The sequence below is a fragment of the Stenotrophomonas sp. MYb57 genome, assembly GCF_002966815.1.
GTDB classification, from domain to species: Bacteria; Pseudomonadota; Gammaproteobacteria; order Xanthomonadales; family Xanthomonadaceae; genus Stenotrophomonas; species Stenotrophomonas indicatrix.
Genome location: NZ_CP023271.1, coordinates 109,487 through 132,189 on the forward strand (window position 1 = coordinate 109,487; position 22,703 = coordinate 132,189).

At 68.2% G+C, this 22,703-nt stretch carries 15 protein-coding genes; 3 read left to right on the top strand and 12 right to left on the bottom strand.

All coding sequences use genetic code 11. The features are described 5' to 3' along the window. Window positions 1-29: 29 nt before the first annotated feature. Entirely contained in the window at window positions 30-1,049 is a 1,020-nt protein-coding gene (locus CLM74_RS00455; RefSeq protein WP_080150256.1) for a ribonuclease H-like domain-containing protein, read from the bottom strand. Continuing rightward, window positions 1,046-3,535: a DEAD/DEAH box helicase gene (locus CLM74_RS00460; RefSeq protein ID WP_105163213.1), complete on the bottom strand. Its 2,490-nt coding sequence runs from the start codon at window positions 3,533-3,535 to the stop codon at window positions 1,046-1,048. Before CLM74_RS00460 ends, CLM74_RS00455 begins: the two co-directional genes overlap by 4 nt. Window positions 3,536-3,734: 199 nt before the next feature. Here CLM74_RS00460 and CLM74_RS00465 point away from each other — a divergent pair, with 199 nt between their 5' ends. Together CLM74_RS00465 and CLM74_RS00470 are read left to right on the top strand one after the other, a co-directional pair. Next, a complete protein-coding gene (locus tag CLM74_RS00465; RefSeq protein ID WP_105163214.1) occupies window positions 3,735-4,265 on the top strand; it encodes a hypothetical protein in 531 nt (176 codons plus the stop codon). Between the two features lie 37 nt (window positions 4,266-4,302). After that, the gene (locus CLM74_RS00470; protein ID WP_105163215.1) at window positions 4,303-4,968 is read left to right on the top strand and encodes a hypothetical protein; all 666 of its coding nucleotides are present in this window, start codon (window positions 4,303-4,305) and stop codon (window positions 4,966-4,968) included. A 175-nt stretch (window positions 4,969-5,143) separates the two neighbouring features. Here CLM74_RS00470 and CLM74_RS00475 read toward each other — a convergent pair whose 3' ends face one another. Genes CLM74_RS00475 through CLM74_RS00515 form a run of 9 tightly spaced genes read right to left on the bottom strand, consistent with a single transcriptional unit; the run spans window position 5,144 to window position 17,489 of the window. Then, window positions 5,144-6,955: a hypothetical protein gene (locus tag CLM74_RS00475; RefSeq protein ID WP_105163216.1), complete on the bottom strand. Its 1,812-nt coding sequence runs from the start codon at window positions 6,953-6,955 to the stop codon at window positions 5,144-5,146. Continuing rightward, the gene (locus tag CLM74_RS00480; RefSeq protein ID WP_105163217.1) at window positions 6,952-9,117 is read right to left on the bottom strand and encodes a hypothetical protein; all 2,166 of its coding nucleotides are present in this window, start codon (window positions 9,115-9,117) and stop codon (window positions 6,952-6,954) included. Before CLM74_RS00480 ends, CLM74_RS00475 begins: the two co-directional genes overlap by 4 nt. Next, a complete protein-coding gene (locus CLM74_RS00485; protein WP_080150263.1) occupies window positions 9,114-10,235 on the bottom strand; it encodes a BatA domain-containing protein in 1,122 nt (373 codons plus the stop codon). Before CLM74_RS00485 ends, CLM74_RS00480 begins: the two co-directional genes overlap by 4 nt. Then, entirely contained in the window at window positions 10,232-11,128 is an 897-nt protein-coding gene (locus CLM74_RS00490) for a DUF58 domain-containing protein (protein ID WP_105163218.1), read from the bottom strand. Before CLM74_RS00490 ends, CLM74_RS00485 begins: the two co-directional genes overlap by 4 nt. 7 nt (window positions 11,129-11,135) lie before the next feature. After that, window positions 11,136-12,119, bottom strand: a complete 984-nt coding sequence (locus CLM74_RS00495) for a MoxR family ATPase (RefSeq protein WP_033832691.1) — start codon at window positions 12,117-12,119, stop codon at window positions 11,136-11,138. Between the two features lie 13 nt (window positions 12,120-12,132). Further along, window positions 12,133-12,840: a DUF4159 domain-containing protein gene (locus CLM74_RS00500; RefSeq protein WP_025876014.1), complete on the bottom strand. Its 708-nt coding sequence runs from the start codon at window positions 12,838-12,840 to the stop codon at window positions 12,133-12,135. After that, complete coding sequence (locus CLM74_RS00505; RefSeq protein WP_099786305.1) at window positions 12,840-14,174, bottom strand: TldD/PmbA family protein; 1,335 nt, start codon at window positions 14,172-14,174, stop codon at window positions 12,840-12,842. The genes CLM74_RS00500 and CLM74_RS00505 overlap by 1 nt, the downstream gene beginning before the upstream one ends. Before the next feature lie 21 nt (window positions 14,175-14,195). Further along, window positions 14,196-15,830, bottom strand: a complete 1,635-nt coding sequence (locus CLM74_RS00510; RefSeq protein WP_105163219.1) for a TldD/PmbA family protein — start codon at window positions 15,828-15,830, stop codon at window positions 14,196-14,198. Between the two features lie 27 nt (window positions 15,831-15,857). Beyond that, window positions 15,858-17,489 (bottom strand): TldD/PmbA family protein, encoded by a 1,632-nt coding sequence (locus CLM74_RS00515; RefSeq protein WP_025876008.1) that lies wholly within the window; start codon window positions 17,487-17,489, stop codon window positions 15,858-15,860. A gap of 775 nt (window positions 17,490-18,264) precedes the next feature. On the opposite strand from CLM74_RS00515, the gene CLM74_RS00520 reads away from it, so the two are divergent. After that, the gene (locus CLM74_RS00520; RefSeq protein WP_105163220.1) at window positions 18,265-18,879 is read left to right on the top strand and encodes a DUF938 domain-containing protein; all 615 of its coding nucleotides are present in this window, start codon (window positions 18,265-18,267) and stop codon (window positions 18,877-18,879) included. An 88-nt stretch (window positions 18,880-18,967) separates the two neighbouring features. Here the strand turns inward: CLM74_RS00520 and CLM74_RS00525 are convergent, their stop codons facing one another. Further along, the gene (locus CLM74_RS00525; RefSeq protein ID WP_105163221.1) at window positions 18,968-22,654 is read right to left on the bottom strand and encodes an indolepyruvate ferredoxin oxidoreductase family protein; all 3,687 of its coding nucleotides are present in this window, start codon (window positions 22,652-22,654) and stop codon (window positions 18,968-18,970) included. Window positions 22,655-22,703: the final 49 nt, after the last annotated feature.

Genomic DNA, 22,703 nt, shown 5'->3' on the forward strand with positions numbered 1-22,703 from the left:
TCAACGCGGCCTGGATCCACCCTCTCCGTTCATCCGCTTACCAGCGCCAGAGTCTCCCGTTCGCGCTGCTCTTCCCGCACCAGCCGCTGCAGCAGCAGCGCCAGGGTCACCACGTCCTGGTGGTTGTGGTCGGCCACCCGGCGCAGATTCAGCGCATCGCCGCCGCGCAGGAAGCGCAGCCATGCGGCGGGGGCTTCCGAGCCGGGCAGGTCATCTTCGCGCACAACGCGCAGCAGTTGCCGCTCGATGGTGGACAGCTTGCAGTTCTCCCACGTACCGCGGTAACGGCGGCGAGTGGGATACAGCAGGTCGACATGGTCCAGCGCGGTGATGGGATCGGCCTGGCGGGCCAGCCGATAGCGCGTCTTCAGCAGAGGGGCGTCGTAGCTGCGGCCGTTGTAGCTGCAGAACACGGTATGCGGCTGCAGCCAGCTGGCGAAAGCGGCCAGCATCTCCTCCTCGGCAGCCATCGTCGACATCAGCAGCTGCCGGATGCGCAGGCCTTCGCCACGCTGCGGGCACACATGCCAGTCGGCGGCACCGATCATGAAGGCGCGGGTGCCGGTGCCGCCGGCCAGGCCGGTGGTCTCGGTATCGAAGAACAGCAGGTCGCGCGCAGCCACGTGCTCACCCTCGCGCTTGGCGAAGGCCAGCGACAGCGGCATGGCGGGAATCGGCTGCGGCAGCAGTGACTCGATCAGGAACAGGCCGGGCGCAATCTCGTTGCCGGGCAGTTGGCGATCCTGCGCGCTGGCGCGTGCCGGCGCAGGGCCACCCCGCGAGCGCATGCCGAGCAGGCGATGCAGGCTGCCGACCTCGGGCCGTCGCAGTGCTGCTGGCGCAGGCGTGGTGGTGGCGGTGCCGGTCGGCTTGTGGCGGATCTCCTGTTCCACCCAGGCAAACACCGAACGCTCGGCCGGTGGCTGCCGCGCATCGTTGGCGGCCATCAGTGCCGGCGGCGTCTGCTGCGTCGGCGCGGCAGGCGTGGCTGCTTTCGGGTCACCGGCCTGCTTGCGAAGCAGCCGCAGCTTGTCCAGGCTCAGGCTCACGGGGCGATCAGCTCCATCGGGTCGCGTGTGCTCACCACCACATCGGCCACCTGCTGGCAGGCCTGCGCATCGAACAGGTCGAGCACGCGCAGCGCCAGCGCACGCGGCGAGGTTTCATCCTGTTCCTGCGCGGCCAGCACCGGACCGACGCAGGCCGGGCAACCCGCCTTGCAGTCGCAGCGCTGTACCAGTTCGCGCGCGCGCTGCACCAGCTCGGCCTGGCGCTGCCACAGCGGCTCGCTCAGGCCGACGCCACCGGGGAAGTTGTCGTACAGGTATACGGTCGGCACGAATTCCTGCAGCAGTTCCACCGCGCCAGGCTCGCCATCGCTGCCCCGCAGCTGGCCGCGCCCGCTCTGGTCGGCAATCGCGATCCAGGTGCCATCGCCGTTGCCCACCGACTTCTGCAGGTCGCGCGCATCGGCCATCACCGCCACCGTGGCTACGATGTGCAGTGCATAGGCGGCGCCGAGGAACCCGTCCAGCGCATCCTGCTTGCTGGCGAAGGCGCGCAGCAGCAGCGCTTGCGGCAGCTGCCACCACACCGCGGTGGTGTGCAGTTCCTGGTCGGGCAGGCTGACCGGGCCGTAGCCGATGTTCTCGTGGGTGTAGTAGCGGATCTTCTTGTAACCGGCCACGCGGCGCACCACGTGCACTTCGCCGTGGTGCGAATCACCACGGCCGGCCAGGCCGCCATCGAAACGGTCCAGCACCTTGAGCTTGGTGAAGTCGATGCTGTCGGTGTAGTAGTCCACGTGGGTGCGGGTGACGTAGGCCTTGCGGCCTTCCCAGTCCAGCGTTTCCACCTGGTAGGGCGTGGACTGCACCATGTGGATGGCGCCTTCGTACAGGGTCAGCGCTGCAGCGGAGTAGTCCACTTCGGCGATGATCTGCTGGCGGCCATCGCTGCGGTCGACCACCACGAAGTTGCCATCGGCCACCGCGCGCAGGCTGACCGCGTTGGCCGGATAGCTGTCGGCGATCCACTCCCAGCGTTCGCCTTCGCGGTGGATGACCTCGGTTTCGGCCAGTGCTTCCAGGAACACCTCAGGATCGATCGGGCCGAAGCCATCGCCGACCCGGAACGGCAGTTCGAACGCCGCGCAGCGGATGTGATCGAACAGGATCAATGGCTGGTCGGGCGCGATGCGTGCGTGTTCCGGCGACGCCTCGGCGAAGAAGTCCGGATGGCGCACCACGTACTGGTCCAGCGGCTGCGAACTGGCCACCATCACTCCGAGTGCGGGCTGCTGGCGGCGTCCGGCGCGGCCGAAGCGCTGCCAGGTGGCAGCCACGCTGCCGGGGTAACCGTTGAGGATCACCACGTCCAGGCTGCCGATATCCACGCCCAGTTCCAGCGCCGAGGTGCTGACGATGCCGTCGATGTTGCCGGCACGCATCGCACGCTCGGTCTCGCGGCGCTCGGTGGGCAGGTAGCCGCCGCGGTAGGCGCGGATGCGTGGTGGCTTGCGCGGATCGTGATCGAAGATGTCCTTCAGGTACTTGGTCAGCACCTCCACCATCAGCCGGGTCTGCGCGAACACCAGCGTCTTCAGCCCGGATTTGATCGCGATGCGGGCGATGCGGTTGCTCTGCGAGCGCGCCGAGGCACGCAGGCCCAGGTCGGGGTTGATCACCGGCGGATTCCACAGCAGCACCTGCTTCGGCCCGCTGGGTGCACCGGATTCGGTGATGGCGGTGACCGGTGCTTCGATCAGCGCCTCGGCATGCGCCTGCGGGTTGCCGATGGTGGCCGAGCACAGGATGAACTGCGGTTGCACCCCGTAGAACGCGCAGATGCGCTTGAGCCGGCGCAGCACGTTGGTGACATGGCTGCCGAACACGCCGCGATAGGTGTGTACTTCGTCGATGACGATGTAGCGCAGGTTCTCGAAGAACTGCGCCCACTTGGTGTGATGCGGCAGGATCGCCTGGTGCAGCATGTCCGGGTTGGAGACCACGATGTCGCCATGCAGGCGGATCGCCTGCCGCGCGTCGCCGGGGGTGTCGCCGTCGAAGGTGAAGGCCTTCACTCCGAGGTCGCCGGCGCGGTTGAGCTCCAGCAGTTCGGCCACCTGGTCCTGTGCCAGTGCCTTGGTGGGGAACAGGTACAGCGCCTTGGCCTTGTCCTGCATGGCAGCGCTGACCACCGGCAGGGTGTAGCACAGCGACTTGCCGCTGGCGGTGGGGGTAACGATGGCGACGTGGTCGCCACGCTGGCTGGCCTCCCATGCCTCGGCCTGGTGGCTGTAGAGCTGTTCGATGCCACGTGCCTTCAGTGCCGCAGTCAGGGCCGGTGGCACTGAATCGGGAATCGGCGCGTAGCGGCCTTCGCGGCCGGGAATGGCGAAGCTGCCGGTGATGCGGTCCTGGTAGCGGCGCTGCAGGCGTGCACTGAGCAGTGCGCCATCGCGTGCGGGCAGGCCATCACGGGTGGCGAGCTGCTGCTCCGCATCGGCGGTGCGCTTGGCGAGTTCGTAGGCCATGGAGGATGGAGCCGGGACATTCTTCGAGGGGTCACATGGCACCACATTCACGTCTCAGGATGTGAGACACAGCGATGGGATGGAGTGAATCATTCAGTGCCGTGCGCTGTGCGCTGTGCGCTGAACGCCTTTGCCACCTCCAACGAAATCTGAAGCCCGCACCCGTATCCTCGACACCTGGACGCAACAGGCAAGGGTGATGGCTGTGGCAAAACGGGCAACACAGGTAGCACTTCTGGCCGGCATGCTGCTGGCGGGCATCGCGCACGCGCAGCAGACGACGCCGGCGGCCGTACCCGTGCCCACGCCTGATCCCGTACCGGCGCCTGCCGTGCCGCCCGCTGCTGATGACGCGCCCGTGGTCCTGCCGCCTGCGCAGGGGAACGTGACCACGCTGGGCGAAGTGCGTGCGCTCAAGCCCGAAGACGACCAGCCGCTGGACCTGTACCGCTTCAAGAACCCGATGCGCGCGGAGAACAACCGCTTCAGCCGCGACTGGAGTGAGCCGCCCTCGCCCGAGCAGGTCAGCATGGGCGGCGGTTACATCATGATGGGCGTGGTCAAGGGCGTGATGGCTGCGGCCAAGGGCCTGAACAAGATCACCGGCGGCCCGGACCAGATCCAGTCGGCCATCGCCCGGCCGCCACCGGAACTGAGCGCCGAGCAGCAACGGCGCGCGCTGCAGTTCTGCGCCCAGCAGGACGGTTGCGGCGCGCCTCCGGAGAAGTAGGCGTTATCCTGCGGGCCTTCCCTTCGAGGCTGCCTGGATGCTGCTGCGTACCCTGTTCCTGCTTGCAACGCTGAGCCCGCTTGCCGCGTCCGCCAGCGACCTGACCGATGGCGGTTCGTGCCGCAATGGCGCGTTCCCTTCGGAACAATCGGGCTTTGCCCTGGCCAAGGTGGTGGGCACGCCGCGCCTGTACCTGCTGGGCGACATGGACGGCTGCCCGGCCAAGGGTGAACCCGCCTGCCGCCAGCGCAGCTACGTGGTGAGTGGCGATACGGTGGTGACCGGGCGTGATCTTGGTCGCTACCGCTGCGCGTTCTTCCCGAACAAGGTGGGTGGCAGCGCAGGCTGGGTGGATCGCAGCAAGCTGCAGGCGTTGCCGGTACCCGCGCCGACGCTGCACGCCTGGTCGGGAGACTGGAAGGACAGTGACAACGGCCTGCGCATCCGCGTGCGTGACGGCCAGCTGCATGTGGAAGGCGATGCCTACTGGCCCTCGGCCAACCCGACGCCGGCAGAACGCCCAGGCGGCCCGAACATCGGCGCGGTAAGCGCGCAGGCAGTACCGCGTGGTGCCCAGGTCGACTTCGTGGAGGACACCTGCACGGTGCACGCGCAGCTGCTGGGCGATGTGCTGATCGTGGCCGACAACAGCGAGTGCGGCGGCATGAACGTGCGCTTCAACGGTGTGTATCGGCGCAAGTAGATCCACGCCATCCGTGGATGAAACGCGCGGACGGCCCGGCGCCAACCAAGGCGGCATCTACCCTGCACGGCATCAGTAGATCCACGCCATGCGTGGATGGTGTTCGCGATCCAATCGGTGGGGTCAGGGCCCTTTCGCAGGCGAAAGGGATCCGACCCCGGGATCAACCCCTGGATCAGCGTCGGCGCTCAAGCCACCAGAGCAGCGATGCGCACAGCACGAACGCCAGCCACCACGGCCAGCGCGGCCCTGGTACACGCTGGCTCGCCTGCGCGGTTGCTGGCGCCGCAGTGGCCAGCCGCTGCGCGGTGGCATCAGTCATCGCCTGCCGGTGCAGGGCAGGGGCCTGCTTCGGATCGAACACGTAGCGCCACTGCGTGCGGTCGCCGTGCTGCAGGCGCTGCCAACCGGCCTGGCGCGGCCACCAGCCCGCGCATCGTGCTGTGCCGGTGGTGCTGTCGACGATCAGCGGCACGCCATCGCCGCGTCCGCCGAAGGCCCGCAGCGGTGCCTGCACGCCGCACAGCGACTGCCGTTCGCCGGCCCAGGCCAGTGCCTGTGCCTGTGCCGGCCATGGACCTTCGGTACCGGGCTGCGCGCGAGCGAGGGAGGCGAACACCGTGCTCCACAACTCACCGTGGCGATCCTCGCGACCGGCCAGTACCCAGCGCCAGCTGTCCGTGATCGGCAGCAGCCCGATGCGCCCCTTGCCGACGGCGCGCCACCCACCGATGGGCTTGCCGTCGCGATCCTGCAGCAGGGGGCGGCTGTCGGCTGCCTGCAGCGCCAGGTACTCCAGCGCCGGCAGCGCCGCGGCGTGCGACGCGCGGTCGGCGTCTTCGCCATCAGCGGTGGGCAGAGTGCCGGCGGCAAGCGGCCCGCGACGTGCCTGCAGCATCGTTGCGTCACCCTCGCCGGGCATTGCCGCAACCTGGCTGCCGGCATCGCCCTGCACGGGCAGGCCGAGATCGCGCAGGCGTTGCCGTGCGCTGGCTGATGGCGCGCCGGTACTGCGCACCAGCAGGCCCAGGCCATCGCGCAGGGCCTGGCGCACGGCCGCCAGCTGAGCGGCACCGAGCGCGGCCAGGCTGCGTTCGTCGAGCAGCAGCAGATCGCTGCGCGCCAGCGTGGAGGCGTCCAACGCCACGTTGCCGTCGCCCAGGCTGAGGCCTGCGCCGGTCTCGGCCTGCACCTGTACGCGGATGCCGGCATCGGTGGCCCAGCGCCGCAGGTACTTCAGTTCGGCGCCGGGGGCAGCCGAGCGCACCAGCACGCGCAGCGGAGCGGCGGCCAGTGTCTGCTGCGGCACCGGCACGCTGTCGGCCACATGGCCCTGCGCATCCAGCAGGCGCAGTTGGAACACGCTGCGGCCCTCGGCGCGGGCGATGCCGCTGAGCTGCACATGGCCGTCCGCCGCCAGTGGTGCACGATCGACCACCGCACCGGCCGGGTCCAGCAGTTCGGCCTGCGCGCGGTCTACCCCACGTGCCTGTGCGTGCACATCGAAGCGCGCACCGGGAGCGGTGTCCACGGGCGGCTGCAGGGCGATCCATCCGTTGGCTGCAGGGGGTGCCTGCCAGCGCGTGTCGGCGGGCAGTGCGGCATCGCGGTCACGCGCGGCCAGGCCGGCACCGATCAGTGTCACCGTGGAGGACGGATAGCGGCGCAGTGCAGTGGCCAGGTCCGGCACGCGCGCTGCACCGGCCATATCGGTTGCTTCCGGCAGCAGCACCCGGGTGCCGCCGGTGGGCAGTGCACCGGTCTTGTCGGCCCCGGCGCCGATCACCACCAGGCCGGCCAGGGAGGCGCGCTGTGAGGGCGGCAGCAGGCAGACGTACAGCAGCGCAGCGGCGGCCGCCTGCAGCGTGAGCACGGCGATAAGACGGCCGCGCCTCTGCGTGGGCGAACGCAGCTGGCGCGCACTGGCGACCAGCACGATCAGCGCCAGCGCCACTGCGACCCACACGTTCAATGCCGATGTGCTCATGGCTGTGCTTCCAGCGCGTCGAGGTAGCGCTGCCCCATGGCATCTGCCGCACGGCGTCGCATCACCTGCGGCAGTGGCCGCTGCAGTGCGCGCCACAGCTGCGCGCGCAGGCGCTGCCGGCACTCGTTGCAGCCGGCGTCGATGCGTAGTTGTTCGATGGCGGCAGCCAGGTCCAGTGCATCGGGCAGGAAGGCGTTGTTGCGCTGCTGCCAGGCGGCCAGCATGTCCAGATCGGGCGTGCCGTCCTCGTCGCCCAATCGCTGCCAGGCCTCGACGACGGCCGGATCGGGCGGCGTGCGCGCGGCCAGCGGCAGGTTGCGGCTGGCCAGCCCGGCACGGTCGCCGCTCAGGCGCCGGCTCTCGTCGATCGGCGGCAGCTCCGGGCCGACGCGCGCCAGATAGATGCGCTCGGCCTGCTGCACCTGCTTGATGAACGCCAGCGCTTTGTAGGCAAACGGCAGGGCCTGCTCGGGGCGGCCCTGGCGCAGCTCGCCTTCGGCCGACCACATCTGGTCCAGCGCGGCCTTCAAGGTGGCGCGTGTCTGCGGGTCAAGCAGCGTCGCCGCCTCGGCGTGGTCGTGGGTATGCCCGTACTCGGACAGCACGTCGGTGGCGCTGCCGAACACCGGTGGCGTGTCATTGCCGCTGGCTGCGCCACCGTGGTCGTGGCCGTGCTCGTCGTGTGCGCCGGCCTCGGCGCCGTGACCGTGCTCATGATCGTCATCGTGTGCGTCTGCCGCCGGCGTATCGCTGGTGGGCAGGTCGCTGGTCGGCGGTGGCTTCGGCGCGCCCTCGCTTTCTTCGCCCAGGAACTGGCCGTAGCGCAGTCGCAGGATGCGCTGGTCGACGCCGATCGCATCGCTGCGCTTGACGAAGGTATCAGCGGCTACGCTCCGGCGTTCGCGGATCAACGCCTCGGCGTCGATGATGATCTGCCGCTGGCTGCGGAAGTACGCGGGCAGGGTCTTCTTGATGCGGCCTTCCAGTTCGGCACCGAGCACGGCCTCGGCGCTGGGCAGGCGCAGGATCACGCTGCTGCTGCGACCGACCTGTGCTGCCGGCGCGTGGTTGTCGCGCACTTCCAGTTGGGCGATCACATCGTTGCCGGGCTGTGCGCCCAGCGCGGCCAGATCAAGGGTATGGGCAAAACGCCGTGCCTTCGCCTCGCCACTGCCGCTGAGCGCCACGCTGCGGCGTACGAAGGTGATGTTCTCACCGCTGCCCTGGGTGATGGTGATCGACAGCGTCGCCTGCGCGGAGACGCCATGATCGTCGCTGGCCTCGAAGCGCAGCGTCCACTGCCGTTGCCCGGGGGTGCCCAGCACCAGGCTGGTGGCAGGCTCGATCACGCGCACCGTCGGCGCACGGTCGGCGACCACGTCGAGCCGATGCAGGCGGGTGTCGGCCAGCGCCGGTTGGCTGACCACGCGATACAGCACCGGGGTACGCGCTACGTCCTGCGCCTGCCATTCACCATTGCGCTCGCGCAACGGAAGGCGTCGACCGTCGTGGAACTGCAGCCAGGCGCTGCTGGGTGCACGGTCGAAGCGCAGTGACCAGGACAGGCGACTGTCGGCGGCGACCTTGGCGTCGAGTGCGTTCTGCGTACGCGTGGGTTGGCCGGTGTAGGCCGGTGCGTCGATGCGCAGTCGAGTGGACTGCAGGCGCAATGGACCGGCCTTGGTGCTGCTTTGCGGCGAGGCAGGCGCCGTGGGGCGCGGTGCGCCGCTGTGCGGCCAGCCCAGTGCCAGCACGGCGACGGCGATGCCGCCGATCCAGCACAGCGCCACTGCCCTGCGTGGCCAGCGTGGTCGCAGCTCGGGGAGGTTGTGTTCAAGTGCAGCCAGCACGTGGGTGCGCTGGCGCTGTTGCAATGGGTTGAGCGCAGCGCCATCGGCAAACAGCAGATCGGCGCTGTCTTCGCTGGCGCCACTGGCATCGAGCCTGCGCTGCAACCAGCGTCGGTCCAGCTGCCGGGCGCGCATCGTCGCGGCGGCCGCAATGATCAGCAGGGCCACGGTCGCCACGACGCAGGCGATATCGAAACCGGACACGCGCAGCGCGAGTGCCGCTGACGCCAGCGCCCACGGCAGGCCCAGCAGCAGGGTGATCGCCGCGCGGCGCCGACGTGCGCGCTGCCATGCCTGTTGCAGCGCCTTCATGGTGCAGCCCTGCGTCGCGCGCTGCTCGCCATCCAGCGCTCAAGCGCGAACAGCAGCACGATCACCAGCAGCAGCCAGGCGGTGGGTTCGCGCAGGGGCGGCGTTGCGGCGGGCAGGGCCGCCTGGCGTGGTGTCTGGTCCTGCGCATCACCCAGCTGCGGCGTTGATGGCGGTTGCAGGGCCTGCAGCAGGTCGCGCGGCAGGCCGTCATCGCGCAGTGCACTGTTGCGGGCCACGTTCCATTCGCCGGGCAGATGCAGCAGGCGGCCCTGGCCGATGCGTTGCTGCCACAGCAGCGGTGCATTGTCTGCATCGCGCAGCAGTACGGGTGCACCCGCTGGCGGTTTCGCAGCGGTCAGCACCGTGCCGCCCTGCTGCAGCCAGCGCTGCCAGGTGCCAGGCAGCGCATCGGTGGCGGTCCATACGCCGATCTCGCCGCGGGCAGGCAACGCGTCGTCGGCCAGGGGGGCCGCCAATGGTTGCGTGCTCCACGCGCGCTGCAACGCGCCCAGCCATTGCAGCGCAGCGGCCGGTGCATCGCTGCGCGTACGCAGGCGTGGTGCCGGGGAAGCGTGTGGCGGCGCGGTGACGGCCAGCGCGTGTGGCTGCCACTGCACCTCGCGCGACAGCTGCAGGCGGGCACCATCAAGGCCGGGCAAGGGATCCGGTACGTGTACGGTCAGCGCGGTGCCGGCCGGCAACTGCGCGTCCAGCTCGCGCAGCAGGCTGGGCAGGGCAGCAGCGTCTGCCGGCGTGGGCTGGTCGATGGTGGGGAAGCCCGGCGCCAGCCAATGCCAGTTGCGCGCATCGGTGCTGCCGCGCAGCGCGGTCGCGTCCAGGCCCGGTGCCACCACCGTCCACGCTGCTGGCACGGGCGCAGGACCGGTCAGCGCCGGGCGCGCCAGCAGCAGGGCCAGTGCGGCCAGCAACAGCAAGCGCACCAGCAACAGCGGCCAATCATCGAAGCGGATGCGCTGGCGCGGTCGCACCTGGGCGCGCAGCCAGCGCAGCGCAGCGAAATCCAGCGGCGTGTAGGGATGACGGCGGGCGAGGTGGATAAGCAATGGCAGCAGCCATGCGGCCAGCGCCGCCAGGCCCAGCGGGAACAGCAGGCTCATGCGCCGCCCCTGCGGCCGAACAGCGCCTGCAGCGGCTGGTCCAGCGGCTGATCCAGCCAACCGGTCGCGCAGGCGATGCCACTGGCCTGCAGGCGCGACTGCAGCGCGGCGCGCGCCTGGGTGAAGCGCTGCAGGTAGTCGGCGCGGATCGCGGCGCCATCGCCGAGAAGTTCATCGCCCGTTTCCGGATCGCGGAAACGATGGCCTGCGTCGAAGGGGAAATCGCGCTCGTCGGTCGTCAGCACCTGCAGCAGCATCACCTCGCGGCGGGCGCTGGCCAACTGCTCCAGCAGCACGATGCCCGCGTCGTCGAAGCCATCGCCGATGGCCAGCAGCAGATCGCCGGGGCGCACGCGCTCCCACAGCGGTCGCAGCCGCTCTGCGGCCGGCCATGCGCCGCGCGCCTGCAGGGAATGCAGCTGCAGATGCACGCGGTCGCGCTGGCGCGCGCCATGCGCGGCCGGCACCAGCTGCAGGCCTTCGCCGTTGATCGCCAGCAGGCCGAAGCGATCACCCTGCTGCAGCGTCAGCTCGACCACGCAGGCAGCCAGCTGCCGCATGTGATCCAGGCGGCTGCGTCCGGGCGCTGTATGGTCGGACTGGCCCGCCGAGGCCGTGGCATCGAGCAGCAGCCAGACGGTGATCGGGCTTTCGCGCTCGGATTCGCGCACGAAGAAGCGGTCCGAGCGCGCATACAGCTTCCAGTCGATCTGGCGCAGTTCGTCACCGGGCTCGTACGCGCGGTACTGGGCGAATTCCAGGCCGGCGCCGCGGCTGCGGCTGGCATGCTGGCCGATGCCGCTCGCACCGCTGGCCAGGCGTGGCCGCAGGCGCAGCGCACGCAGGCGCGCACGCAGGTCGGGTGGCAGCAGCAGCGGCGTGCCTGCGATCACCAGTGGATCAACCCGGGAAGGGAACGGCCTGCAGCAGTGCGGCGACCACATCGTCGGCCCGCTTCTGCTCGGCTTCGGCGGCAAAGGACAGCAGCAGGCGATGGCGCATCACCGGTGCCGCCAGCGCCTGCACATCCTCGCGGGTGGCGGCGAAGCGTCCCTGCAGCAGTGCGCGCGCCTTGGCGGCCAGTACCAGCGACTGCCCGGCACGCGGACCCGCGCCCCACTTCACCCACTGGTTGATCGCCGCCGGTGCGCCATCGCCGGGGCGGCTGGCGCGGACCAGGCGGGTGATCCAGGCCAGCACGTCGGGACTGACATGCACCTGGCGCACCGCCGCCTGCAGCGCGACCACCGCTTCGGCATCCATCACCTTCGGCACGCTTTCCGTGGCACCGCCGGTGGTCTGTTCGAGGATCTGCCGCTCTTCTTCCTCGCTGGGGTAATCGACCAGCACATGCAGCAGGAAGCGGTCCAGCTGTGCTTCGGGCAAGGGGTAGGTGCCGGCCTGTTCGATCGGATTCTGCGTGGCCAGCACGAAGAACGGCGCCGGCAGCGTGTAGGTCGTGCCGGCGTAGCTGACCGTACGCTCCTGCATCGCTTCCAGCAGCGCCGCCTGGGTCTTGGGCGGGGTGCGGTTGAGCTCGTCGGCCAGCAGCAGGTTGGTGAAGATCGGGCCCTGCTGGAAGCGGAAATGGCGATGACCGGTGCCGTGGTCTTCTTCCAGCAGTTCGGTGCCCAGGATGTCGCTGGGCATCAGGTCCGGGGTGAACTGCACGCGCCGGAACTGCAGTTCCAGTGCCTGCCCCAGCGAGCGCACCAGCAGGGTCTTGCCCAGCCCCGGCGCGCCTTCCAGCAGGCAGTGGCCACCGGCCAGCAGGCCGATCAGCAGCTGCTCGACCACGGTGTGCTGGCCGACCACGGCGTGGGCCAGGGCGCTGCGCAGCGCGTGCAGGCGCGGCAGCAGGGAATCGAGGTCGGGGGAGGTCATGGGCGTGGTCCGTTCAATTGTTCAATGCGTACATCACGATGTTGACGCCGAAGCGGGTGTTGTCTTCGGCCAGGAAACGCTTGTTGCGCCAGTCGTAGTCCCACTCGCAGCCGTAATCCTTGTTGCTGTAGAGCAGACCCAGCCGGCCATCGACCTCGATGCCTTTCAGGTAGTCGTGCACCAGGTCATCGCCCCAGCCGTTGAGCTCGAAGCTGGTCGCGGGCGGGCCGTCGGGGAAGCGGAAGAAGCTGCGGTACAGCGCGTGGCTGTTGGGCAGTTTCTGCAGCGCCTTCGGCCCGAACAGCCGGCCCATCTGCGCTTCGAACGAGGTGGCGAACAGGCCGTCGATATCGTGGTTGCAGTCGTCGACGAAGACGAAGCCACCATTGCGCACGTAGCGCACGAAGTTCTGCCGTTCGGCGGCGTTGAACTCGACCAGGGTGTGCCCGGCCAGGTAGCAGAACGGCGCCTCCAGCATGCGCGGGTCGGCCAACGCCACCACGCGTTCCTGCGGGTCCACCCGCAGGGAGGTGTAGTCGATCAGCGAGGTGATCAGGTTGGACGGCATGCGCGCGTCCACGTCCCAATCGCCGGAGTCGTACTGCAGGCGTGTGAACCAGAAGTCGTAGCGCGAACTGCGCGGGCCTGCCTGCGCCCATGCCGGCAGCGCCGCCGCCGAAGCGGCAGCGGCCAACCAGCGCAGGCAGGCCCGCCGATCCATCAGACCGCGTCGGACAACGAGGTAAAGGTGAAATCGCGCAACTTCATCGGCGGAATCATCATCACGAAGTTGGACTCGTCACCGGCCACGCGCACCGGCTTGCCCAGCTCTTCGATGTTGTTGAGCATGATCACCGGCGATTCGTTGAAGCGGAAGTTCTTCACCGGGTACTTGATCTGCCCGTTCTCGATGTAGAAGGTGCCATCGCGGGTCAGGCCGGTCAGCAGCACGGTCTGCGGATCGACCATGCGGATGTACCAGGTACGGGTGACCAGGATGCCCTTCTGGGTGCCGCGCACCAGTTCGGCGGTGCTCTTCTCGCCACCGCTCATCAGCAGGTTGCCGGGCGTGGCCTTGGCGGTCTTGCCCTGCTTCTGTGCCCAGAAGCGCGAGTAGTCGAGGTTGGCGACCTTGCCGTTCTCGATGATGGCGATGCGCTCACGCGGCATGCCCTCGTTGTCCCACGGCAGCACCGGCGCGTCCGGGTGCCACGGGTCGGCATGCATGTTCACGCGCGGATCGTAGACCTGCTCGCCCAGCTTGTTGCCACCGCCCTTCTTCGACAGGAAGCTGCGCCCTTCATCGGCCGAGCGTGCGCTGAAGAAGTTCATCATGAAGCTGATCAGGCCGGCGGCTGCTGCCGGCTCCAGGATCACCGTGTACTTGCCGGGTTCCAGTGCCTTGGCTTCCTGCGACTCGGTCGCCTTGCGCATGGCGATGCGGATGTCCTGGTCAGCCTTGAAGTCGGCAGCGTCCTTCAGGTTGCGACCCACCCAGCCCGAACCACGGCCGTCTTCGGTGCGCACGGTGCAGGTGTAGTCGAAGTTGGTGGTGCGCTGGTAGCCGAAGTTGCCATTGCTGTTGGCCGTGGCGTAGAAACCCTGGCCGTCTTCGAGGAAGCCGGCAGCGATCAGCCCGTTGCCACGGCACGGCGCGATCGAATCGGCGGCGACCTTGGCGCGGAAGGCCGGATCGATGGCGGCGGTGGATTCGCTGAAGGTCGGGCTGGGGCGGTAGGTCTGCTTGCCGATGGCCGGCATGAACTCCGGGTTTTCCGGGGCCAGGCGGGCCAGGTCTTCGGCGCGACGCACCACGCGCTGCAGCGCCGCGTCGTCGAACTCGTTGATCGAGGCGGTACCCACGCGCTTGCCGAAGGCCACGGTGACGGCCAGTTCGGTGTTGTCGACGATGCCGCTGGTGGACACGTTGTTCAGGGCGAAACGGATGTTGCCGTTGATGGAACCGGCCAGTACGGCCGTGCACTCATCGGCCTTGGACAGGGCGATGACCTTGTCGAGGATGGCCTTGGCCTGGGCTTCGGTGAAGATACTCATGGTGTAAGGGCTCCTGACCGGTCAGCCGAGGCTGCGTGCGGTGTTGATGACGTTGATGCCGTTGAAGCGCGCGGTGGACGAACCGTGCGAGACCGCCGAGACCTGGCCGGGCTGGCCCTTGCCGTCGAAGAACGAACCGCCCAGGCGATAGTCGCGTTCATCGGCCACGGCGCTGCAGGCATTCCAGAATTCCGGTGTACGGATCTGGTAGGCCACGTCTTCGAGCATGCGGGTGATCTTTCCGTTCTTGATCTCGTAGAACAGCTGGCCGCCGAACTGCGCGTTGTAGCGCTGCTGGTCGATCGAGAACGAACCATCCCCGATGATGTAGATGCCGTTCTCCACGTCCTTGATCATGTCCGACACGCTCAGCGGCGACTTGCCCGGCGCCATCGACACGTTGGCCATGCGCTGGAACTGCACGCTGGACCACGAGTCGGCATAGCAGCAGCCATCGGATTCGGTCTTGCCGAGGATGTGGGCCTGGTCGCGGATGGTCTGGTAGTCGACCAGCTTGCCGTTGCTGATCAGGTCCCAGCGCTTGCACTTCACGCCTTCATCGTCGTACGCGACGGCGCCGAGGCTGCCCGGCTGGGTCTTGTCGGCGAAGATGTTGACCTTGTCGCTGCCGTACTGGAAATGCTGCTCGCGCTTGTCCAGGGTGGCGAAGCTGGTGCCGGCGTAGTTGGCTTCGTAGCCGAGCACGCGGTCCAGTTCCAGCGGGTGGCCGATCGACTCGTGGATGGTCAGCCAGGTGTGCGACGGATCCAGGATCAGGTCGTACTTGCCGGGCTTCACCGACGGCGCCTTCAGCTTCTCCTGCGCCTGCTTGGCCGCCGCGATGGCATCTTCCTTCATGTCGTAGGACGAGCCGTAGTTGACCACGCCATTGGGCGTGAGCACCTTGCCGGCAGCCGCGCCATCGAGGTACTCGTAGCCCAGGCCCATCGGTGCGGACAGGCCTTCGCGGGTGCGGAACTTGCCGCTGGCCTTGTCGATGGCGGTGATCGTCATCGGTGCCCAGATGCGGTGCACGTCCTGGTCGATGTAGGAACCGTCGGTGGAGGCGAAGTACTTCTGCTCGTTCACCAGGAACAGCATCGAGTTGACGAAGCTGGCACCGGCGCCCATCGCCGCAGCATTGACGTCCAGCAGCAGGTCGACCTTCTCCTTGATCGGCACCTCCATCGCGTTCTTGCGGATCGGCGTCTTCCAGCTGACCTCGCCGACGCCCGGCGCCTTGGCCAGCTGCACCGGCGCGGTCTGCACGCCCGCGTTGGCCTTGGCGATCGCCGCGGCCTGCTGCGCGGCACGGGCCACGTCGGCGGTGCTGAGCGCATTGGTGGCGGCAAAGCCCCAGGCGCCGTTGACGATCACGCGGATGCCCACACCGGTGGACTCGGTGTTGACCACGTTCTGCACCTTGTCCTCGCGGGTGATCACGAACTGCCGCAGGTAGCGGCCGATGCGCACGTCGCAGTAGGTGGCGCCGGCGCTGCGCGCAGCCTGCAGGGCGGCGTCGGCCAGGCGCTTCTTCAGCGCAGGGTCGAGGCTGGACTGCAGTTGCTCGGCGGCGATCGCCTTGCCGAAGAACGACGGCACGATCAGGCCGCCAGCGGTAAGCCCGGTCAGGGCCAGGAAGTCACGTCTGTGCAAGGCTGCTCTCCATGAAGGACGGGTGGCTCAAGCGCCGAGACTGCGCGCGGTGTTGATGATGTTGATGCCGTTGAAACGGGTGGTGGACGAACCGTGCGAGACCGCCGACACCTGGCCGGGCTGGCCCTTGCCGTCGAAGAACGAACCGCCAAGGCGGAAGTCGCGTTCATCGCAGATGGCGGTGCAGGCGTTCCAGAACTCCGGCGTGCGGATCTGGTAGGCCGCATCCTCGACCATGCCGGTGATCTTTCCGTTCCTGATCTGGTAGTACAGCTGGCCGCCAAACTGCGCGTTGTAGCGCTGCTGGTCGATGGAATAGGAGCCACGGCCATGGATGTAGATGCCGTTCTCCACGTCCTTGATCATGTCCTCCACGCTGAGCGGTGTCCTGCCCGGCGCCAGCGAGACATTGGCCATGCGCTGGAACTGCACGCTGGACCACGAGTCGGCATAGCTGCAGCCATGCGAGGCATCGCGGCCGAGGATGTGCGCCTCATCGCGCGTCGCCTGGTAGTCGACCAGGATGCCGTCGCGCACCAGGTCCCAGCGCTGGGTCTTCACCCCTTCGTCGTCGTAGCCGACCGCGCCGAGGCTGCCCGGCTGGGTCTTGTCGGCGAAGAAGGTGACGATGTCGCTGCCCCAACGGAAACCAGCATCGCGCTTGTCCAGCGTGGCGAAGCTGGTGCCGGCGTAGTTGGCCTCGTAGCCGAGCACGCGGTCCAGTTCCAGCGGGTGGCCGACGTTCTCGTGGATGGTGAGGAACAGGTTGGACGGATCCAGCACCAGGTCGTACTTGCCGGGCTTCACCGAGGGCGCCTTCAGCTTCTCGCGCGCCTGGCGGGCGGCGGCGATGGCGTCCTCGACCGGGTCATAGGAATCACGGTACGCAGTGATGCCACCGGGCAGCTGCACCTTGCCGCGTGCATCGCCATCAAGGAACTCGTAGCCCATGCCCATCGGCGAGGACAGGCCCGCACGGGTGCGGAACTTGCCGCTGGCCTTGTCGATGGCAGTGGCGGTGAACGGCAGCCAGATACGGTGGATGTCCTGGTCGATGAACGAGCCGTCGCTGGAAGCGAAGTACTTCTGCTCGTTGACCAGGAACAGGGTGGAATTGATGTAGTCGGCACCCGCATTCAGTGCGGCCGCATTGAGCGCCAGCAGCAGCTCGACCTTGTCCTGGATCGGCACTTCCATCGCATTGCGGCGGATGGGTGTCTGCCAACGCACCTCGCCGACCGCCGGGGTGGGCGCCAGCTGCACCGGGCGGGACTGGATGCTGGCATTGGCGCGGGCGATGGCGGTGGCCTGTTCGACGGCGGTGCGCACCGCCGCTTCGGTCTGCTGGTGGGTGGCGGCGAAACCCCACGCACCGTTGACGATCACCCGCACGCCCACACCGGAAGATTCGCGGTTGGTCACGTTGCCGACCTGGTGCTCGCGGGTGATCACCGACTGGTTGAGGTAGCGCCCGATGCGCACGTCGCAGTAGCTGGCCTTGGCCGAACGCGCGGCAGCGAGGGCGACCTCGGCCAGGCGCCGGCGCTTGGCCGGGTCGACCGGGGCCAGCAACTGCTCGGCGGCGATCAGCCGCGAATGCGGCAGGGCCAGGCCCGCCAGGCCCAGAGCGGAAAATGCCAGGAACTCACGTCGTTGCACAGCGTCTCTCTCTCACTTCCGTGCGGCCGGCAAAGGACCGATCCGATCACGTCAACTCCTCGACTTTCGCCAGCGGCGGGCATTCGGGCAAGTGACTGCAGTCATGGTCGGGGAGGGGTTCGGCAGGGCTTGCAGCCCTGCACCTGCTGTAGTGCCGGCCGCTGGCCGGCAACCTCAGCAGCAACGTCAACGTCAAAAGCGGGCTCTCCGTGGGATGGTGGGGCGGTGTGGGGTGGCAGGACACGCCGTAAACCCGTCCATGGGGGCTCGATGGCGCCATCCATGGCGCCAACGGTCCTGCCACCCCACACCACCCCACCTCTGACAGATCTCCGTGGCTGTTGGTAGGTGTCGACCTTGGTCGACACATCTGTCAGGTATCGAAATAAATCTGGGGTCAGATCCGTTTTCCGCAGGAAAACGGATCTGACCCCAAGAGCCGTTCCAGCAGATCGCGGAAAACTGTCGAAGGCGGGATGGGTCCGGTGGCGGGGGTGTCCGCGGCATGGATGCCGCGGCCAAGCCCCCAAGGGTGAGGGCGCTTTGCTTGCGAAGCACTGCTTCGCAAGCGCCCGAACGTACAGCCGCCAGCGGCTGGGCCGGTCTGGGGGTTTACGGCGTCCCCCGCCACCGGACCCACCCCGCCATCCCGCAGGAGCCAGCTTCTGCTGTTGCTCTGGCAGTTGCCGCGGCCTCTGCAGGTGCAGGGCGCAGCCCTGCCGAGCAATACCCCCCTCGTGCACAATGAGGCCGACCCCGCCTGGACGCCGTCTCGATGTCGAGCAAGCCGTATTCAGAAGCCTGCGAACGCAACCGCGAACCGATCGCCGCTGCGCTCGACCCGTGGATGGGAGATCGCCACCGGGTGCTGGAGATCGGTAGCGGCACCGGCCAGCATGCTGCTTTCTTCGCCGAGCGCTGGCCATGGCTGCGCTGGCAGCCCAGCGACCATCCGGATCATCTGCCGGGCATCGAGTCCTGGCGCGCGGAGGCGGCGCTGCTGAACCTGCTGCCACCGGTGGCGCTGCAGGTGGAGCTGCCGCCAGCGCCCGGCCTGAGCTTGCCGAAAGGCAGCACGTTCGACGCTGCATTCAGTGCCAATACCCTGCACATCATGAGCTGGGAGCACGTGCAGGCGTTGTTTGCCGCACTTCCCCCCCTGCTGCGCCACGGCGCTCTGCTGGCGGTGTACGGCCCGTTCAACTACGGCGGTCGCTACACCAGCGACAGCAATGCGCAGTTCGATGCGTGGCTGAAGGCGCGTGATCCGCGCAGCGGCATCCGCGATAGCGAAGCGGTGCAGGCGCTGGCCGCCGACAACGGCTTTACCCGCCTGGGGGATGTGGCGATGCCGGCCAACAACCGCCTGCTGCTGTGGCGGTTGGGGTGAATCACCGGTAGTGCCGGCCGCTGGCCGGCAACACATTGTCCGGGAAGGGCAGATGCCGGCCAACGGCCGGCACTACCACCTGCCACTATTACGCCACCTGCACGATATGCAGCGCCTTCGGGTTGCGCCACTGCGCCAGCAGCACTGCTTCGCGGGCCTTGGCCTTCTCGAAGTGCGCTTCCTTGACGTGGCCGAAGCCGCGGATGTGCTCGGGCACGCTGGCAATCTCCACCGCCAGCGCCAGGCGGTCGTCATCCAGTCCGTCGATCAGCTGCTGCACGGTTGCCTCGTAATCGGTGATCAGCTGGCGCTCCATGCGATGCTCTTGGGTGCGGCCGAACACATCCAGGCGACCACCGCGCAGGAACTTCAGCTTCGCCAGCAGGCCGAACGCCTTGAACATCCACGGGCCGTATTCCTTCTTCTGCAGCCGGCCCTGTTCGTCCTTCCTGGCGAACAGCGGCGGTGCCAGATGGAAGCGCAGCTGGTAATCGCCTTCGAACTGCTGCTGCAGGCGCCGCTGGAAGTCGCCGCTGGTGTACAGGCGCGCCACTTCGTACTCGTCCTTGTACGCCATCAGCTTGAACAGGTAGCGGGCCACGGTTTCGGTCAACGCGGTGGAGCCGCCGATGCGCTCGGCTTCGGCCGCGCGTACGCGCTCGACCAGGCTGCGGTAGCGGTTGGCGTAGGCCGCATCCTGGTAGTCGGTCAGGAAGGCCGAGCGGCGCTCGATCATCTCGTCCAGCGAGCGCGACAGGCGCGCGTCGTCCAGCGGCAGGAAGGCGACATCACCACCGTGCGTCGGCAGCCCGCGCAGCTCGCGCTCGTCACCGGTGTTGCGCGGTGCGGCGGTAGCGCCCCATTCGTTGCCTTCCCATTCGCCCGGCGGCAGCGCATGCAGCGGCCCGGGCGTGTTCTCGGTGTCGGTGTGGCGGTTGCGCACCAGGCCGGCCGCCTGCTGCACGGCCTGCGGATCGACCGCGGCCAGGCGGCCCCAGGCGAAGGCCTGCTGGTTCATCGCCACGGCCGCGCCGTTGAGTTCGATGGCGCGCATCAGCGACTCGAACGACAGCGGCACCAGGCCCTGCTGCCAGGCGTAGCCGAGGATGAACAGGTTGGCGGCGATCGCATCGCCGAGCAGCGCGGTGGCCAGCTGGGTTGCGTCCAGCAGCAGCGGCTCCTCGCCACCCAGGGCCACGCGCACGCCGGCGATGATGTCGGCGGCGGGGAACTGCATGTCCGGGCGGGTGGTGAAGGTGCCCGGCATCGCTTCGTAGGTATTGAGCACCACCTGCGAACGGCCGGCGCGTACCTTCGACAGCGCCCAGTAGTCGTTGACCACCACCATGTCGCAGCCCAGCACCAGATCGGCTTCACCAGCGGCGATGCGCACCGCATGGATATCGTTCGGGCGGCGGGCGATGCGGATGTGCGTGGTCACCGCGCCACCCTTCTGCGCCAGGCCGGTCTGGTCGAGCACCGAGGCGCCCTTGCCTTCAAGGTGACCGGCCATGCCCAGCAGGGCGCCGATGGTCACCACGCCGGTACCGCCAACGCCGGTGATCAGGATGTTCCAGGGTTGCTCCAGGGTGCCGCGAACCACCGGTGCCGGCAGGTTGTCCAGCAGCGTGGAGGCATCGCGCTTGCTGCCCTTGCGCGGTTGCCCACCGTGCACGGTGACGAAGCTCGGGCAGAAGCCGTTGACGCAGGAATAGTCCTTGTTGCAGTTGGACTGGTCGATGTCGCGCTTGCGACCGAACTCGGTCTCCTTCGGCAGCACCGACACGCAGAAACTCTTCTTGCCGCAGTCGCCGCAGCCTTCGCAGACCAGCGAATTGATCATCACCCGCTTGGCCGGGTCTTCCAGCTTGCCGCGCTTGCGGCGGCGACGCTTCTCGGTGGCGCAGGTCTGTTCGTAGATCAGGATCGAAACACCCTTCACTTCGCGCAGGCGCTTCTGCACCGCATCCAGCTCGCTGCGGTCGTGGAACTCCACGTCGCTGGGGAAATGCTCGCGCTGGCGCGTCCACTTGGCGATGTTGTCCGACAACACCATGATGGTATGGATGCCCTCGGCCCGCATCTGCTTTGCGATGTCCGGCACGCTCAACGGGCCGTCCACCGGCTGCCCGCCGGTCATCGCCACCGCGTCGTTGTAGAGGATCTTGTAGGTGATGTTGACGCCGGCGGCGATCGCCTGGCGGATGGCCAGCGAACCGCTATGGAAATAGGTGCCGTCGCCCAGGTTCTGGAACACGTGCTGGGTGTCGGTGAACGCGGCCTGCCCGGCCCACGTCACGCCTTCGCCACCCATGTGGGTGAAGGTGTCGGTGCTGCGGTCCATCCAGGTCACCATGTAATGGCAACCGATGCCAGCCAGCGCACGCGAACCGTCCGGCACGGTGGTGGAGGTGTTGTGCGGGCAGCCGGAGCAGTAGTGCGGCACGCGCGGGAAGCTGGCGCGCGGCAACGCAAGCTCGGCTTCCTTCTCCTGCATCCACTGCAGGCGCTGCTCGATGGATTCGTTGTTGAAGAACTTCTGGATGCGGCGACCGATCACGCCGGCGATGGTGGCCGGGGTCAGTTCGCCGGTGGACGGCAGGATCCACTCGCCGGCCTCGTCGTACTTGCCGACGATGGACGGGCGCTGGCCCCAGCTGGCCGGCCAGTTGAAGAACTGCTCCTTCATCTGGCGCTCGATGAAGGCACGCTTCTCCTCCACCACGATGATGTCTTCCAGGCCCTGCGCAAAGCGCGCGATGCCTTCCGGTTCCAGCGGCCAGGTCATGCCGACCTTGTACACGCGGATGCCGATGTCGGCGCAGGCCTGCTCGTCCAGGCCCAGGTATTCCAGTGCCTGCAGCACGTCCAGGTAGCTCTTGCCGGTGGTGACGATGCCCAGCCGCGCACGCGGCGCGTCCATCACCACCTTGTCGATGCCGTTGGCACGCGCGAAGGCCTGCGCGGCTTTCACCGCATAGCGGTGCAGGCGCATCTCCTGGTCCAGCGGCGGATCGGGCCAGCGGATGTTGAGGCCGCCGGCGGGCATGTCGAAGTCCTCCGGCAGCACGATGCGCCGGGCCAGCGGATCAACCTCGACCGAGGCCGACGATTCCACCGTCTCGGCAATCGTCTTGAAGCCGACCCAGCGCCCGGTGTAACGGCTCATCGCCCAGCCGAGCAGGCCCATGTCGAGGATGTCCTGCACGCCGGCCGGGTTCAGCACCGGCATCATCGCGCTGACGAATTCGTCCTCGCTGCCATGCGGCAGGGTCGAGCTGCGGCAGGCATGGTCATCGGCGGCCAGTGCCAGCACACCACCATGGCGCGACGTGCCGGCGGCATTGGCGTGCTTGAACACGTCGCCGCAGCGGTCCACGCCCGGGCCCTTGCCGTACCACATGCCGAACACGCCCTGCACGTTGGCACCGGGGAACAGGTTGGTCTGCTGGGTACCCCACACCATGGTGGCGCCCAGGTCCTCGTTGAGGCCCGGGGTGAACTTCACCTTGGCCGTTTCCAGGTGCTTGCGCGCGCGCCACAGTTCCAGGTCGAAGCCGCCCAGCGGGCTGCCGCGATAGCCACTGATGAAACCGGCGCTGTCGATGCCCGCAGCTTCGTCGCGCAGGCGCTGCATCAGCGGCAGCCGCACCAGCGCCTGCACGCCACTCAGGTAGATCCGCCCTTCGTTGCGGGTGTACTTGTGGTCGAGCGTGTAATCACGGTCGAGCAGGTCGGCTGAAGCGGGCGAGGTGAGTTGCGCGGTACTGGTCATGGCTGGCCTGTCAGGATCGGCTGGCACCGGCCGCGCAGGTGCACGCGGC